Source organism: Pseudomonas fluorescens (assembly GCF_030344995.1).
Taxonomy (GTDB): Bacteria; Pseudomonadota; Gammaproteobacteria; order Pseudomonadales; family Pseudomonadaceae; genus Aquipseudomonas; species Aquipseudomonas fluorescens_BF.
This window is the reverse complement of sequence record NZ_CP128260.1, coordinates 1676161-1691292: the sequence shown is the minus strand read 5'-3', so window position 1 is coordinate 1691292 and position 15132 is coordinate 1676161. Positions and strand designations below refer to the sequence as shown.

The 15132-nt window shown below is 61.1% G+C and carries 16 protein-coding genes; 7 read left to right on the top strand and 9 right to left on the bottom strand.

Features of this window, described 5'->3' with window-relative positions; translation table 11 throughout:
• Positions 1 to 4 precede the first annotated feature (4 nt).
• From QR290_RS07590 to dinG, 4 genes are all read right to left on the bottom strand, one after another.
• Positions 5 to 1108, bottom strand: a complete 1104-nt coding sequence (locus QR290_RS07590; RefSeq protein WP_289204636.1) for an OmpA family protein — start codon at positions 1106 to 1108, stop codon at positions 5 to 7.
• 113 nt (positions 1109 to 1221) lie between these two features.
• Positions 1222 to 2367 carry a serine hydrolase domain-containing protein gene (locus QR290_RS07585; protein WP_289204635.1) on the bottom strand — a complete coding sequence of 382 codons (1146 nt, stop codon included), beginning with the start codon at positions 2365 to 2367 and terminating at the stop codon, positions 1222 to 1224.
• A 106-nt stretch (positions 2368 to 2473) separates the two neighbouring features.
• Positions 2474 to 4954, bottom strand: a complete 2481-nt coding sequence (locus tag QR290_RS07580) for a beta-galactosidase (protein WP_289204634.1) — start codon at positions 4952 to 4954, stop codon at positions 2474 to 2476.
• Between the two features lie 95 nt (positions 4955 to 5049).
• The gene (gene dinG / locus QR290_RS07575; RefSeq protein WP_007952008.1) at positions 5050 to 7194 is read right to left on the bottom strand and encodes an ATP-dependent DNA helicase DinG; all 2145 of its coding nucleotides are present in this window, start codon (positions 7192 to 7194) and stop codon (positions 5050 to 5052) included.
• 99 nt (positions 7195 to 7293) lie between these two features.
• Between dinG and QR290_RS07570 the strand changes: the two genes are divergently transcribed.
• Positions 7294 to 7758 carry a CopD family protein gene (locus QR290_RS07570; RefSeq protein ID WP_115076798.1) on the top strand — a complete coding sequence of 155 codons (465 nt, stop codon included), beginning with the start codon at positions 7294 to 7296 and terminating at the stop codon, positions 7756 to 7758.
• A 61-nt stretch (positions 7759 to 7819) separates the two neighbouring features.
• Here QR290_RS07570 and QR290_RS07565 read toward each other — a convergent pair whose 3' ends face one another.
• From QR290_RS07565 to QR290_RS07550, 4 genes are all read right to left on the bottom strand, one after another.
• Positions 7820 to 8578, bottom strand: a complete 759-nt coding sequence (locus QR290_RS07565; protein WP_289204633.1) for a collagen-like protein — start codon at positions 8576 to 8578, stop codon at positions 7820 to 7822.
• Entirely contained in the window at positions 8571 to 8849 is a 279-nt protein-coding gene (locus QR290_RS07560) for a DUF1145 domain-containing protein (RefSeq protein WP_039771353.1), read from the bottom strand. Before QR290_RS07560 ends, QR290_RS07565 begins: the two co-directional genes overlap by 8 nt.
• Before the next feature lie 162 nt (positions 8850 to 9011).
• Positions 9012 to 9734 (bottom strand): OmpA family protein, encoded by a 723-nt coding sequence (locus QR290_RS07555; RefSeq protein ID WP_085697418.1) that lies wholly within the window; start codon positions 9732 to 9734, stop codon positions 9012 to 9014.
• A 90-nt stretch (positions 9735 to 9824) separates the two neighbouring features.
• Entirely contained in the window at positions 9825 to 10520 is a 696-nt protein-coding gene (locus QR290_RS07550) for an OmpA family protein (protein ID WP_007951999.1), read from the bottom strand.
• A gap of 199 nt (positions 10521 to 10719) precedes the next feature.
• Here QR290_RS07550 and QR290_RS07545 point away from each other — a divergent pair, with 199 nt between their 5' ends.
• The 5 genes from QR290_RS07545 to QR290_RS07525 all read left to right on the top strand — a co-directional run bounded on the left by QR290_RS07545 (position 10720) and on the right by QR290_RS07525 (position 13577).
• Complete coding sequence (locus tag QR290_RS07545; protein ID WP_011332778.1) at positions 10720 to 11217, top strand: DUF6231 family protein; 498 nt, start codon at positions 10720 to 10722, stop codon at positions 11215 to 11217.
• Between the two features lie 4 nt (positions 11218 to 11221).
• Positions 11222 to 11695, top strand: a complete 474-nt coding sequence (locus tag QR290_RS07540; protein ID WP_289204632.1) for a YchJ family protein — start codon at positions 11222 to 11224, stop codon at positions 11693 to 11695.
• 27 nt (positions 11696 to 11722) lie between these two features.
• Positions 11723 to 12802 (top strand): GTP pyrophosphokinase, encoded by a 1080-nt coding sequence (locus tag QR290_RS07535; RefSeq protein WP_289204631.1) that lies wholly within the window; start codon positions 11723 to 11725, stop codon positions 12800 to 12802.
• An 80-nt stretch (positions 12803 to 12882) separates the two neighbouring features.
• The gene (locus QR290_RS07530; protein WP_289204630.1) at positions 12883 to 13368 is read left to right on the top strand and encodes an LEA type 2 family protein; all 486 of its coding nucleotides are present in this window, start codon (positions 12883 to 12885) and stop codon (positions 13366 to 13368) included.
• Positions 13369 to 13373: 5 nt separating this feature from the next.
• Positions 13374 to 13577 carry an SEC-C metal-binding domain-containing protein gene (locus tag QR290_RS07525; RefSeq protein WP_003198420.1) on the top strand — a complete coding sequence of 68 codons (204 nt, stop codon included), beginning with the start codon at positions 13374 to 13376 and terminating at the stop codon, positions 13575 to 13577.
• Positions 13578 to 13725: 148 nt separating this feature from the next.
• Here the strand turns inward: QR290_RS07525 and QR290_RS07520 are convergent, their stop codons facing one another.
• On the bottom strand, positions 13726 to 14283 hold the full coding sequence (locus tag QR290_RS07520) for a cysteine hydrolase family protein (protein ID WP_115076794.1): 558 nt from the start codon (positions 14281 to 14283) through the stop codon (positions 13726 to 13728).
• 147 nt (positions 14284 to 14430) lie between these two features.
• Here QR290_RS07520 and QR290_RS07515 point away from each other — a divergent pair, with 147 nt between their 5' ends.
• Positions 14431 to 15075 (top strand): glutathione binding-like protein, encoded by a 645-nt coding sequence (locus QR290_RS07515; protein ID WP_064593916.1) that lies wholly within the window; start codon positions 14431 to 14433, stop codon positions 15073 to 15075.
• Positions 15076 to 15132 lie beyond the last annotated feature (57 nt).

Here is a 15132-nt window from a genome sequence, read left to right as displayed (position 1 = left end):
CGGATCACTTTTTGGTGGTATCGGTCGCAGCGACTTTCTTGTCGGTTGCAGCAGCTTTGGCGGGCGCGGTCTTTTTCGCCGGTGCCTTGGCCGGGGCCTTCTTGGCTGGAGCCTTGGCAGCGGCTTTCTTGGCCGGGGCCTTTTTGGTGGCCGGTACGGCTGCTTTCTTCGCAGCCGGCGCCGGGGTCACCGGTTTGGCGGCAGGCTTGACGTCCTGAGAGGCAACCATGGTCACTGGCTTCGGTGCTGGCATGTTGTATTTGCTCAGCAGCGCAACCATGGTGTTCTGCGGGGTCACCAGCAGTTCGACTCGACGGTTCAGGGCACGGCCCTCAACGCTGTCGTTGGCGGCACGCGGTGCTTCGGACCCCATGCCGCGCAGCATCAGGCGATCACGTTGAAGACCGCTGAGACGGAAGATCGCCGCCACAGCCTGGGCGCGTTCCTGGCTCAGCTTGATGTTGGCCGGAGCGGCACCGGTGGTGTCACTGTGACCGAGCACCAGTACGGCGGTTTTCGGGTCGGCTTCAAGGATTTTCGCCACGCGGGTGAACGGGCCGAGGGTCACTGGCAGCAGCATGGCCGGGCGATCCGGGTTGAACGAGCCTTCCACCGGCGCCGTCACGACCAGCACGTTTTCACGGCGCTCGAGTTGCAGGTTGCTGTCCTTGATCGCGGTGCGCAGGCGCGGCTCGTAGTCATCCAGCCAGGCCTGAGTCACTTTCGGATCGGGCATCGGCACGACTTTGGCCGTGTCCTGCTCCTTGCCGCCAAACGGCCACCACCATTTGCCGCCCTTGTCGGCTTCAGCCTTGGCGACTTCGACCGGTTTTGCCTCGGGCTTGGCTTCAGCTTTCACTTCAGCCTTGTCCGCCGAGTCGTCCGAGCCAAATGGCCAGTACCAGGGGCTGCTGCTCTCGGCCTTGGCCACCGGCGCGGTGGCAGCAGGTTTCAACGGCGCAGGTGCCGGTGCCGGCTCCTTGGCTGCGACTTTGTCGGAAGAACCGAACGGCCACCAGTTGCCGCCATCGGCGTCGTTCTTCGGAGTCTGTGCACAACCAGTGATTGCGAAACACAGGGCCAGGGCGAGAGTTTGTTTGGACGACATTGGAAACCCACAAAAAGAATTAGTGAACAATCAGAGGACTTTCGCCCGGATAAACAGACGCTTTGAAACGAAAATCGCCATGAGGTTCCGGCCCTGGAACCTCGGACGAGGCTTTACAGACAAGTGGCAAGTACCCGCGCCAGCTTCTGCGCGCGCGGATCCATCAAGACGTACGGCCCCAGGGTATTTGTCACAAATCCGAAGGCCACATCGTGCTCCGGATCAGCAAAACCGATGGAGCCGCCTGCACCCGGATGGCCGAATGCACGCGGGCCGAGGCCGTAAGTGGCGTTCGGCACGTCAGGTTGATCGAGCATGCAGCCGAGACCGAAACGGGTGCGGGTCAGCAAGGTCTTGTCCTCGCCGAGGCTGTGTTCACGGGTCAGTTCATCGAGCATTTCGCTTTCCAGCAGGCTGCCGTCGAGCAGACCGGCGTAGAACCCGGCCAGACTGCGCGCATTGCCGTGGCCGTTGGCCGCCGGTTGCTGCATGCGGCGCCATTCCGGCTTGTTGGTGCTGGTGAGCACCGACGGCGGATTGGTGAAGGCCCGGGTGGTCATGGCGGTCGGTTCGCGCATGGTCACTTGCAGCAGGCGCTGGGCGGCGGCGTCGCCAGTGTTGCCCTTGCCCCGGGCGATGTGCGCCACGCGATGGAATTCTTCGTCGGCCAGACCGACATGGAAATCCAGCCCCAGCGGTTTGGCGACCCGCGCGACGATCGATTCCCCCGGCCCGCGACCATCGGCGCGCCGCAGCAATTCGCCGATCAGCCAGCCGTAAGTAATCGCGGCATAGCCGTGACCGGTGCCCGGCGTCCACCACGGTGCTTCGGCCGCGAGGGCATCGACCATGGTTTGCCAGTCGTACAGCGCTTCCGGCGCCAGCAACTCGTGCAGGGCCGGCAGACCGGCCTGATGGCAAAGCAGTTGGCGCAGGGTTACGGATTCCTTGCCGGCGGCGGCGAATTCCGGCCAGTAACGGGCGACCGGCGCATCGAGCTGCAACTTGCCTTCGGCAACCAGTTGCAGTGCGGTGACGGCGGTGAAGGTCTTGGTGCAGGAGAACAGGTTGGCGATGGTGTCGCTGTGCCAGGCTTCGGCGCCGTCCTTGTCGGCGGTACCGGACCAGAGGTCGAGGACGGTTTCGCCGCCGACCCGGATGCACAACGCGGCGCCGCGTTCCTGGGGATCGTCGAACAGTGCGGCGAAGGCTTCGCGCACCGCTTCGAATTGAAGCTCGTAATGTCCCTGAATCTGCACCCGCAACTCCCCCGCGAAAACGCTCTACAAAGTGGCCCGCATTGTTCCAGCCCGTGAGGGTTTTGGGAACCGCTGCGGGCCGGGCGGTCTTCAGGCTTCGTAACGATCAGTGACCGTTGCCCGAATGCCCGCCGGTGTGGCCAGCCCCTTGCCCCGGGCCTTTGCCGGCGTCAGCGTTGCGGCCGCCTTCGGCTTCGTGGCCGGCCTTGTTCGCTGTGGCAGCCGCTTTCTGCGCCTCTTTGTTCAACTGATCGACGGTCGCCAGGTTGCTCTTGCGCACGGCTTCGACAAAACCCTGGAACGGCAGATCGGTGACGCCAACCAGACCAAAGTGACCGTTCTCGCCATCGAGCAGGCGTCCGGTCACCGGTTGATCCAGATACTGGAACCAGTGCACGCCGACAATCGACGGCTCGCTCAGCGCCTGCTTGAGGAAGTTGGCGTAGGCCGGGCCGCGGTCTTCTTCCTTGCTCAACGGGGTCACGCCGCCCCAGAACGGGCCACGGTCGGTGGAGCCGAAGTTGAATTCGGTGATCAGCACCGGTTTGTCGAGGCTGCGCAGCGCGGCGAAGTCATAACCGTCCTGCGGTTGCAGGGTGTACATGTTGAAGCTCAGCACGTCGCAATACTGGGCGCAGGACGCCACGGCTTCCGGGGTGCTGGTGGCGAAACGGCCGCCGAGCAGCAGCTGGTTCGGCGCGTGCCATTTCAGCGAGTCGGAAATGGTCTTGAAGTAGGTGTCGGCAAAAACCTTCTGGAAGTATTTGAAGTCGGCCTCGATTTCCGGATGCTCCGGATTCGGCAGCGGCGCCTCGAAACCCGGGTCTTCCATCAATTCCCACGCCGGCAGATCAATCCCCCAGGCCTTCGACAGTCCCGCCTGATTGCGGTACTTGTCGCGCAATTGCTTGAGGAACGCACGCTTGGCCGGAACGTCTGTAGTCATTTTCAAGGTGCCGTAGGCCAGCGCGTAGCGAGATTTCGGATCATCACCGGGGCCGGCCCAGGCCAGCTCGTTGTCGGCGAAGTAGCCGATCAGCCATGGATCATCGCGATGATCGCGGGCGGCAATCGCCACGGCACGTTCGGTGGCCATGGCGAAGCGCGGATCGAACGGGTCAGGCATGCCGCCCCACCAGTCGGTACCGGTGCTGATGCTGGTGTAATCGCCGACAATCGACAGCGGCAAGGTGTACGGCATGCGCTCGGCGTCACCTAAAGCAGGCGCGCTCCAGTTACCGACCGTGTTGAAGCCCCAGGCTTGCAGGCGATCAAGGGTGTGGCTGGCCCACTTTTGCTCGTCGACCGTGTTTTTGCACGGTGCCGCAACGCTTTGCCCGCTGGTGGCTGCCGACTCGGCGACCCCGGCTTTCGGTTGTTCGGAGGCAGCTACCGGTGCATTGGCGTTGGTTGCCGCCTCTTCGGCGGCGCCAGCCTTGGCGGCTTCGGCGACACCGGCCTTGTTGCCGCTATCCGGGATGCACGGCTCGCCATACAGTCGCTGAAGGTTGGCGCCGTAGAAGTCGTACCAGCGCCCGAAGTTGTAGCCCCGGCCCTGATCGACACCGTTGCCGCCACGGTTGTCGCCTTCGCCGAAGTGGCTGGCCAGCGGCTCTCCCGGTTTTGGCAGGGATTCGAACATGTATTCGCGACCGGCCACGTAGGTCTGGTTGACCTCCGGGCTGACGGTGTTCACGCCCAGGGAATAGAACGGATGGCCCTCGGGCGTCACCAGATACCAGCGGCCGTCACGCTTTTCGGTGCGGAAGAAACCGCTGGCCTTGAACGCCGGGCCTTTATTCCAGCCACCGAACTTGTCCAGCGACGACTTTTCGCGCTCGGCAAGCCAGGTGTTCAGTTGTTGCTGTTCTTTGGCGGCGGCGGATTTCAGTTGTTCGTCATTGACGACTTTCTCCGGCCATTTGCTACGGGTCGACTGGCCATAGGCATCCACCAGATTGCCGTAGGCGGATTTGATCACTTCGCCTTCGTCCTGCACGCCAAAGCGCTCAAGCAACAGACTTTGCGCGGCTTTCGGCTGATCCATCGACAGGCTGACCGACACCACCTGGCGGCGATCCAGCTCACCGCTGCTGCTCGCCAGCAGGATGCGCTGCCCGTCGATGGTCATCGGCATCACCGGGCCGGCCTTCATGCCCTGACTCAGTGGCGAAGTCGCGCTCAACGGCACCAGCAAGGTCTGCGCCGGGCCGGCCGGCAGATCGACGCGGCTGACCAGGGTCTTGCCGTCATTGCTCTGGATTTGTACGTAGACGGTCACCGCCCAGTTCATCGCGCTCTGGATGCGCAGGCTCATCATGCCGGACTGCGACCAGTCCCAGGCACCGGTCTGCGGGGACAAACGCAAGGTAGGACGGGCCGTCGGATTGAATGTCACCCGGCGCAGCACTTCACCTTCCGGGGTCTGCTCGGCGTTGGCTTGCGGCAGGTCGGCGTTTTCGGTCGCCACTTTCACCACATCGGCGGGGCGGACAAAGTTGAACAGGGTCTGCTGGCCGGCAGGCGCCGCCAGCAAGGGGCCAGCGAAAACCAGGGCAAAAATGGCAGGCAACGAACGACGAATCATGAGAACGGAATTCTCCCTAACGACCCGCAAGGGCCAATGGAAAAGCAGTGACAGAGAGATAGACAGCGCGGCGGGCAAAACTGCCCACCGATGTCTCAGGATATTTCACGACGGAAAGGAGGCAACGCATTGAGGATCGCCTTGCCGTAGCGCTGAGTGACCAGCCGCCGATCCAGCAAGGTGATGGTGCCGCGGTCTTCTTCGGTGCGCAGCAGACGACCGCAGGCCTGGACCAGCTTCAGCGAGGCATCGGGCACCGAGATTTCCATGAACGGATTGCCGCCCCGGGCTTCGATCCATTCCGACAACGCGGCTTCGACCGGATCGTCCGGCACCGAGAACGGGATCTTGGCGATCACCACGTGCTCGCAGTAGGCGCCCGGCAAGTCCACGCCCTCGGCGAAACTGGCGAGACCGAACAGCACGCTGGAATCACCGCCATCGACCCGCGCCTTGTGCTTGTTCAGGGTTTCCTGTTTCGACAGGTTGCCTTGAATGAACACTTGCTTGCGCCAGTCGCGGTCGAGGCCGTCGAACACGTCCTGCATCTGCTTGCGCGATGAGAACAGCACCAGACTGCCGCGCGAGCCTTCGACCAGTTCCGGCAGATCGCGGATGATCGCGGCGGTGTGCGCGGCGGCATCGCGCGGGTCGGCCTTCAGGTCCGGCACCCGCAACACACCGGCGTCGGCGTGATGGAACGGGCTCGGCACCACGGCGGTGACAGCTTTTTTCGGCAGGCCGGCGCGCATGCGGAAACGATCGAACGTGCCGAGGGCGGTCAAGGTCGCCGAAGTCACCAGACAGCCGTAAGCCACGTTCCACAGGCTGCGGCGCAGGGTTTCGGCGGCAAGGATCGGGCTGGCGTTGACCTCGATGTCGAACAGCGAACCGCTTTCCGCCAGGGTCAGCCAGCGGGCCATCGGCGGGTTGTCTTCCGGGTCCTCGGCGGTGAACGCGGTCCACAGCTCCCAGTTGCCGGAGGCACGGGACAACAGGCTGCCGAACAGCGGATACCATTCTTCGGCCTGATTGCTGGCGATGCCGATGTTGACCTCGCCGTCCATGCCTTCCTTGAGCAGATCCGTCAGGCGGGTGAACAGGTCGTTGAGGCGGGCGAAGCCTTTTTTCAGCTCGATGCCCATCTCGCGCATGTGTTCCGGAATCACCCCGCCGATGAAGCGATGACGCGGACGCTCGCGGCCTTCGACGTCTTCGCCGGGTTTGAAGTCGGCGATCTGTTCGCAGGCGGTGAACATGAATTGCTGCTGGGTCTTGATCTCCCGCGCCAGCTCCGGCACCTGCTCGATCAGCTTGCCGAGATCGCCCGGCAACGGGTGCTGGGCCAGCAGCTTGGTGAGGTTCTTGGCGGTGGTTTCCAGCCAGTCGGCGGTGGAGCGCAGGCGCGTGTAGTGGGCGAAGTGGCCGATGGCCTTGTCCGGCAGGTGGTGGCCTTCGTCGAACACGTAAATGGTGTCGCGCGGATCGGGCAGGACTGCCCCGCCGCCCAGCGCCAGGTCGGCCAGCACCATGTCGTGGTTGGTGACGATCACGTCGACCTTGCCCATGCCTTCGCGGGCCTTGTAGAAGGCGCACTGGCCGAAGTTCGGGCAATGACGGTTGGTGCACTGGCTGTGATCGGTGGTCAGGCGCGCCCAGTCGGCGTCTTCCAGTGCGTTGGGCCAGCTGTCGCGGTCGCCGTCCCATTTATTGCCGGCGAGCTTTTCGATCATGCTGGTGAACAGCTTCTGGCTGGCCTCGTCTACCTCGATCTTGAAGCCTTCTTCTTCGAACAGCTGCGCGGTGGCGGTCTGTGCGTGGCCTTCCTGCAACAGCATGTCGAGCTTGGACAGGCACATGTAGCGGCCACGGCCCTTGGCCAGGGCGAAGCTGAAGTTCAGCCCGCTGTTGCGCATCAGGTCGGGCAAATCCTTGTAGACGATCTGCTCTTGCAGGGCGACGGTCGCGGTGGCGATCACCAGCCGCTTGCCGGCCAGTTTCGCCGTCGGGATCGCCGCCAGGCTGTAGGCCACGGTCTTGCCGGTACCGGTGCCGGCTTCCACCGCGACAATCGCGGGGTCGCCACTGCGCCGGCCTTCGTCGTCGGTGTCGATATCCCCGAGGACTTTGGCGACTTCAGCGATCATCAGGCGCTGGCCGTAACGCGGTTTGAGGCTCTTGGCCTCTAGAAAACGCGAGTAGGCGCCCTGGATCGTGGTTTTGAGTTCAGTGCTGATCATTGAGTGTCGGGCGCAAAAAACGCTGGATAAATTTTCAGTGGTTCGGATCGGCCGCTATCATACCCCGCTAATCAATCCTGCGCAGATCGGAGTACCCCAATGACACCTTTTAGCCTCGTTTACCCCATCCATGTACTGGCCGCGCTGGTGTGGGTCGGCGGTATGTTTTTCGCCTGGATGGTCCTGCGCCCCGCGGCGATGAAGGCGCTGGACGGTCCCGGGCGCCTGACGCTCTGGGTGGAAGTGTTTCAAGGTTTTTTTCGCTGGGTGTGGGGGGCGGTGATTCTGCTGCCGGTGACCGGGGTAGGCATGTTGCATCTGCAACACATCGCCTTCGATAGCGCGCCGCGTTATGTGCAGGTGATGATGGGGCTGTATGTGGTGATGACCGCGCTGTTCATCCGGATTCAGGCGTTGATGCTGCCGGAACTGCGCACGGCGGTGCAGGCGAAGGACTGGCCGGCGGGTGCGGCGGTGCTGGGGCGGATTCGCAAGGTGGTGGGGTTCAATCTGCTGGTCGGAGTGGTGCTGGTGGCGGTGGCAGCTGCGCGCCCCTCGTTCTGACAAGCGCGTTTTACCTGATCGTTCCCACGCGGAGCGTGGGAACGATCAAAAAGGTGACAGGTTACAAGCGCTGTACGGTGACAGCTCCCGCCGCCCCCGCAGGCCCCGGCTGCCCGTCGGCCCCTGGCTTGCCGCTTTTGCCACCATCGGCGCGATAGACCAGGCAGCCCTTGGATTTGCCACCCGCCCCCGGCTTGCCGCCAGGACCGGGCGGGCCACCGGCACCGCCGGCCACTTCGACCTTGATCAGCTCGGCCGGAAACTCGCGCGGCACTTCAAGACGCACCAGCGCGCCCGGTGCACCCGGCTGGCCATCGCTGCCGTTGCTGCCATCAAAACCGTGCCCTGCCTGACCCCAGGTGCAACCCGGCTCCTGACCGTTGGCGCCATCGAGCCCGACAAAACCCGGCGCACCGGTGCCGCCACGGGCATCGACCACCAGTTTCGGCGCATTCAACGCCTTGAATTGCAGATTCAGATTGCGCCCGGCGCGGGCGGCTTTTTCGTACGTGCCCGGTGCGCCACGGGCGGTGATCTGGCTGCCTTCGGCGAGTTCGGCGCGGATGACTTTCATATCCAGCGCCTGCTCGCTCGGCACGATGGCAATGCGCGCTTCATGACCCAGCTGCAATTCGCCGACACTCAGCTCGGTCACGTTCGAAGGAATCAGCAAAGTGCCGTAATCGGCGACCACCAGTTTTTCCAGTTGCAAAGTGCTGGCGGTGTTCGGCAGACGCATCAGGGAATTGGTTTCGACGCTGACCACCTGGGCGCAGGCCAGGGGACTGATGAATGCAGCGAGCAGGCAGATTTTACGCATGGGAAGCCTCCGGAGCGGCCGGGGCCGGGATGGTTTGCAGGTGAAATACGCCGAACAACAGGATGCGGCCACGATCACGCCAAGGGTGCGGACGGCCCTTGAGGCTGCGGTTGCACAGCAGCACTTCGAGCACGTGGATCGCCAGCAGCAGACCGCCGGCCAGATTGACCAGCAGGTGCAGCGGATGAACAAACGGCACCAGCTGATTGGCCAGCACCACGCAGCAGAACAGCAGGGTCAACAATCGCCCCAGCCCACAGAACACCTTCATACGCTCCCCCGTGTTGCGAATTATTCTTTGGGCGCACAGTAACGGCTTCTGCAGGGGATAAGCCAGAGGGGAAAATGAAAAAAACCGGACCGCCGCCGGATGGCTGCCGGTTCGACGACGTTCATCGACCGACAGCTCTAGCCTGCGGACTACAGACTTTTCCTAACGATTGATGTGCAGTTCCACCCGACGGTTCTGCGCACGCCCTTCGTCCGTGTTGTTATCGGCAACCGGTTCACTCTCGCCGCGCCCTTCACTGGTGAGTTTGTTCGGCGCCAGGCCCTGGCTCAGTAAATACTCCGCCACGCTGCTGGCACGACGTTCCGAAAGCGCCTGGTTGTAGGCATCCGAACCTTTGCTGTCGGTGTGGCCAATGACCTTGATGCTCACCACATCGGCATTGCGCAGTTTGTCCATCAACGTGTCCAGCTGGCTTTTCGCGGCCGGTTTCAGATCGGACTTGTCGAAATCGAACAGCACGTTGCCGGCATCGTTAAGGGTGATGACTTCGGTTTGCGGGGCCGGTTCGGCGGGTTTCTCGGTGACCGGGTATTGCGGCAACGGACAGCCACGGTGGTCGACCGGGGTGTTGGCCGGGGTATCGGGGCAACGGTCGCGGCGATCGAATACGCCGTCGTCGTCTTCATCGCCATCCTGGGCGTAACAGATCAATCCGCCGGTGAGGATCCCCAGCGCAGCGCCACCACCGGCCCAGCCGCTATTTTCGAGCGCGCCGAGACCGCCGCCGACCAGTCCGCCAATAAGGCTGCAGATCGGCCAGGTACGTTGATTGAGGGGAGCGGTGCCATCGCTGTGGGTGGCGCAACCGGTCAACAGGCTGCCCAGCAGCAGAACCGGCAAGACGGACCTTGTAAGAACACTCATCGTTAAAGCTCCTGTGTCACCGGCCCATACCGGTTACACAGGAGTAAAGACCCGCATCCGCGACTGCACAAGCCGCGGATGCGAGGGGGGCTAGCGGTTGATTTTGATTTCGGTACGACGGTTCAGAGCACGACCGTCGGCAGTTTTGTTGTCTGCCACCGGCTGGCTTTCACCGGCACCGGTCACCGACACGAAGCTGCTTTGCGGTACGCCGCTTTCGACCAGGTACTTGACCACCGAGTGTGCACGGCGATCCGACAGTTTCTGGTTGTAGGCATCGCTGCCGACGCTGTCGGTGTGACCGGTCACGGTCAGTTGAGCGGTACTGGTTTCCTGTTTCAGGCGCGTGGCGACTTTATCCAGGACCAGTTTGTCGGCCGGGGTCAGCGTGGCCTTGTCGAACTGGAAGTGAACATCGCGGATGACAATGGTTTCTTCCTTGACCACTACAGCTTCTTCGACCACTGGTGCAGGGGCTGGTGGAGGGCAGCCGTCAGCATCGACCTGTACGCCTTTAGGCGTGCCCGGGCACTTGTCGCGACTGTCCGGCACACCATCGCCGTCTTCATCGCCATCACCGTGAACCCAGCAATAGGCTGCTGCCGTACCGCCGACGAGTAACGCGCCATACCCCGCCCATGCGGAGCTTTCGGTCGCACCGAGACCCGCACCGACGACACCGCCGACTGCCGCACAGGTCGGCCAGTCGGTTTTCTGCAAACCTGCACAACCAGTCAACACACTGGTTAGCAGAACCAAGGGTAATGCTGTCCGAACTATGCTCATCTAGTTTTCTCCTGAGGGATCGGCTTAGAACCGATTCAGGGAGTAAAGACCGGAGTTTTAATCTCCGCCAGCAATAGGCCACTGCTGTTTGTGCGCCTGTTCACGGGACTTCGGTGAATTTGCCGCAAACCCGCAGGACAGAGATCTAGGCCTTGGCGTCCGGGCAGGCTAGTCTTGGCGCTCTGATTGAGGAGCTTCGATGAACGTCGCCATTTCTTCCCGCACGCCGCAGCAGGCTTTGGCCGCCCTGCTCGACCGCTACGCCCCGGCACGTCTGCTGCTGATCGGCGCCAGCGAGTTCCCGGCGCTGGCTGCCTTTAAGGAAGCGCACCCGGACACCTGCGTCGCGCACGCCGCGCCCGGTGCGTTGCCGGCAGAACTGGCAGCCCGGCGTTTCGACCTGGCGCTGGTGGTCGATTGCCTGGAACATTTGCCCAAGCGTGACGGCCTGAATCTGTTGGGCGGGATTCGCAACCTCAACGCCAGCCGCATCGCCGTGCTGGCGGATCTGCCGGCCAGCGGCTGGCAGGAAACCGATTTTTATTCCCTGGCCCTGCAGGCCAGCGAACGCTTTGCCCGGGACGAACAGGTGCTGACCCTGTTCACCTACGATCTGCTTGACTACAAACAAGTCCCCGACTGGCTCAACTCGCGGTTCTGGGCCAATCCGGAAAACTTCGGGAAATACTGGTGGTAATGCAATGAGTACAGCCATTTGCCCTTGCGGCAGCGGCAACCTGCTGGATGCCTGCTGCGGTCACTATCACGCCGGCCACCCGGCCCCGTGCGCCGAAGCCCTGATGCGCTCGCGCTACAGTGCCTACGTGCTGGGCCTGATCGATTATCTGGTGGCGACCACCCTGCCCGCCCAGCAAGCGGGGCTGGATCGCCAGTCGATCAGCAACTGGAGCGCCCAGAGCACCTGGCTCGGCCTGGACGTGGAAAGCTCGGAAGTGCTCGGCGGCCAGCCGGAACACGCGTTCGTCACGTTCACCGCGCGCTGGCATGACGGTCAGGGCGAGCACAGCCACCGCGAGCGCTCGTCGTTCGTGCAGAACACCGGGCGCTGGTACTTCATCGACCCGACCGTGCAACTGAAGCTGGGCCGCAACGACGCCTGCCCGTGCGCCAGCGGCCAGAAGTTCAAGAAGTGTTGCTACAGTTACCTCCAATAAACGATCAACAGACAAGGAAAGCAAAAAATGCAAAATCAGGAACAAAAAGAAATACTGCGAAAGCAGCACGCAGAACTGCTCCCTCTGTATAAAAATTATGCAGAGTATCTGGGATCCCTTCTTAGAGAAAAATTGACAACGGAAGGCATTAAATTCCACTTGGTGGAATACAGAGCAAAGGACACTGAAAGCTTTGTTACAAAAGCCACAAAACCGGAGAAGAGCTATACAGATCACTTCAAAGAAATCACTGATCTCGTTGGCCTGAGAGTCATTGCATTTTACGAAGATGATCTCCCGGAAATTGAAAAACAGATACGGAACACATTCACCCTCACAAGAGAAAAAGAAGTAAAAAAACCCGACAGCGCCGCAAACTTCGGGTATCGCTCCGTCCACTATATCGTTCGCCTCAACCCTGAAGCACCGGATATTGGCGAGTTCGATAAAGTGGCAGACCTCGATTTCGAAATCCAGATCAGAACCGTGCTTCAACATGCCTGGGCTGCGATTTCTCACAAGCTTGAATACAAGCAGAAAAATGAAGTACCCGACAATCTTGCTAGAAAACTATCCCGCCTCTCCGCTTTGTTCGAGATTGCTGACGATGAGTTTGTGTCGCTCAGGTCCATATCAGAGCAAGAGAATGAAAAGATCGATAAACAGGTTGGAAGAAACGAAGAAGGCATCCCTATTGACTCATTTTCCCTGAGTCACTACCTGAAAAAATCGGGGCTCGTACAAGACCTGTACGGCCAGGCAAAGCGGGCCGGATTTGTTTTTGACCAGCCACGCAGCTCTGACAGTGATCCCCTTTCAGGATTGATTCAAATCTGCAATTTGGCAGGCTTGAGCACAATCACCGATTTTGTGGAGCAACTTGAAGAGGTTTCTCCTTTCGCAAGGGAATACCTGAATCAACAATTCAACGCCAATTTGAATGCCGGCAGGAGCATTTGGTACGCATCCAGTACCTTTATCTGCCAACTGATTATCATCCTGAAACACCCTAATGAAATCAGTGAAGAAAAGCTGGTCGAATTTGGCTGGGGCAAAGATATGGCCGCTCAGGTCCTGAGAGTGGCGAGGCAGTTCCAATTCCATTGAAGACCAGTCTCAAATTATCCGGCTTATAAGAATAAGCTTATAAGCCCAATTGCTAGACTGGACTCCAAAAGGAGTTCGATATGGCTTCCCAACACTGGGTACGACACGCAGTCGCTCTGATTTTATTTCTGAGCCTGAGCGGCTGCGCGTCCTGGTTCAGCGACGACGCCCGCGACCCCGCCGTGCACCTGGTGAAAGTCGAAGTGGTGCGCGCCAAGTTGCTGGAGCAGAAATTCATCCTGCACTTTCGCATCGACAACCCCAACGACAGCGACCTGACGGTACGCGGCCTGGAATACCGCATACACCTGGCCGACATGCTGCTGGCCGAAGGCGAGCACGAACACTGGATCACGGTGAACCCCAAAAGCAGCGCGTTTTACAAGGTACCGATACGTACCAACCTGTGGCCGAAGGTGAAAGAGGTGGTGAAAATGCTGAAAAACCCGCACCAGCAGATTCCCTATCGACTGGAGGGCGAGATGGAAACCGGTTTATTCATCGCTCACTACGTGCACCTGGCGCGCAATGGCGTGATAATCCCCGCCGATTTGATTACGGAGTGACCCCGATGACCCAGCAACCTCATGTCCATGGCCCAGACTGCAACCACGATCATGACCATCACCATGATCACGACCATGGCCATGTCCACGGCCCGAACTGCGGCCACGCCCACCAGGAACCGGTGCGTAACGCCCTGAAAGACGTTGGCCGCAACGACCCTTGCCCCTGCGGCAACGGCAAGAAATTCAAGAAGTGCCACGGCGCTTGATGCCTTGGGCGCAGAGCATCTTCGCCTGAGATACCGCCTTCGCGAGCAAGCCCGCTCCCACTTTCGACCGTATTCCTTCTGACGGAATGCAGGCAAATGTGGGAGCGGGCTTGCTCGCGAAGGGGCCGGCCCATTCACCGGAAGCTTTTCAGCCTGCGGCCAGAATGTGCCCGGTGCTGACCACCGTCGCATACTCCCCGTGCAAGTTCCCCAGCGACATCGCATGCACCTCTTGCCCCGAACGCAACGTGCCGAAATAGTCGGCCTTGTCGAAGGTAAAGCACGCATCCTCCGCCACCCACGCCTCGAACCCCAGATTGCCCGCCGTGCGCGCCGTGGACTCCACCGAGTTGTTCGTCGCCACGCCGACAATGATCAACTGCCCGATCCCCGCCTCACGCAACTTAGCCTCAAGCCCCGTTGCACAAAACGCATCCGGCACCTGTTTCTGGATCAGCCACTCGCCGTCCTGCGGCAAAAACCTGTCCTGAAACTCCACGCCTGACTGCTCGGGCCAGAACACTGAGTCCGGCGAGCGTGACAGGTGCTGCACGTGAATCACCGGTCGCCCGCTGCGTCGCCAGAAGCCCAGCAGATCGAGGATCCGCTCTTCGGCCGACGGATTGTTCCGCCGTCCGAGACGCGGCTCCAGAATGCCTTTTTGCTGGTCGATGATGATCAGTGCAGCGTTGGCATTGAGCTCCATGGCGATTTTTCTCACGCGGGGTCATTGAATTTCCCGTACTTGAGCATCACCTCCTGTCACTAAGCAAGCTATCGAACGCACACAGGACAACCTGAAGCCGGCGTTTGCTGTCCGCACGTAAGCCATTTTCCTGATTTGGAGTTTTCCATGATCGACCTGTATTACTGGACCACGCCCAACGGCCACAAGATTTCCCTGTTCCTCGAAGAAGCGGGCCTGCGCTACGACGTGCACCCGATCAACATCAGCCAGGGCGAGCAGTTCCAGCCGCACTTTCTGAAAATTGCCCCGAACAATCGCATCCCGGCCATCGTCGATCATGAGCCGGCCGATGGCGGCGAGCCGTTGTCGCTGTTCGAGTCCGGAGCGATTCTGCTGTACCTCGCGGAAAAGACCGGCAAGTTTCTGCCCAAGGATCTGCGTGGCCGCCAGGTGGCGCTGCAATGGCTGTTCTGGCAAATGGGCGGCTTGGGGCCGATGGCCGGGCAGAACCATCATTTCAGCCAGTTCGCGCCGGAAAAAATTCCCTACGCGATCAAGCGCTACATCGATGAAACCGCGCGCCTGTACGGGGTGCTGGACAAGCAATTGGCCAACAATGAGTTCGTCGCCGGCAGCGAATACAGCATTGCCGACATGGCGATCTACCCGTGGATCGTCTCGCACAAGTGGCAGAGCCAGAACCTGGAAGACTTCCCGAACGTGCAGCGCTGGTTCAACCACATCAAGGACCGCCCGGCGACCGTGAAGGCGTATGCGCTGGTGCAGAAGATCAATCCGCCGAAGGCTTGAGTCACCCGGCCTGATCGTTCCCGTGCGCGGGAACGATCAACGGGAAGAAATAACCGC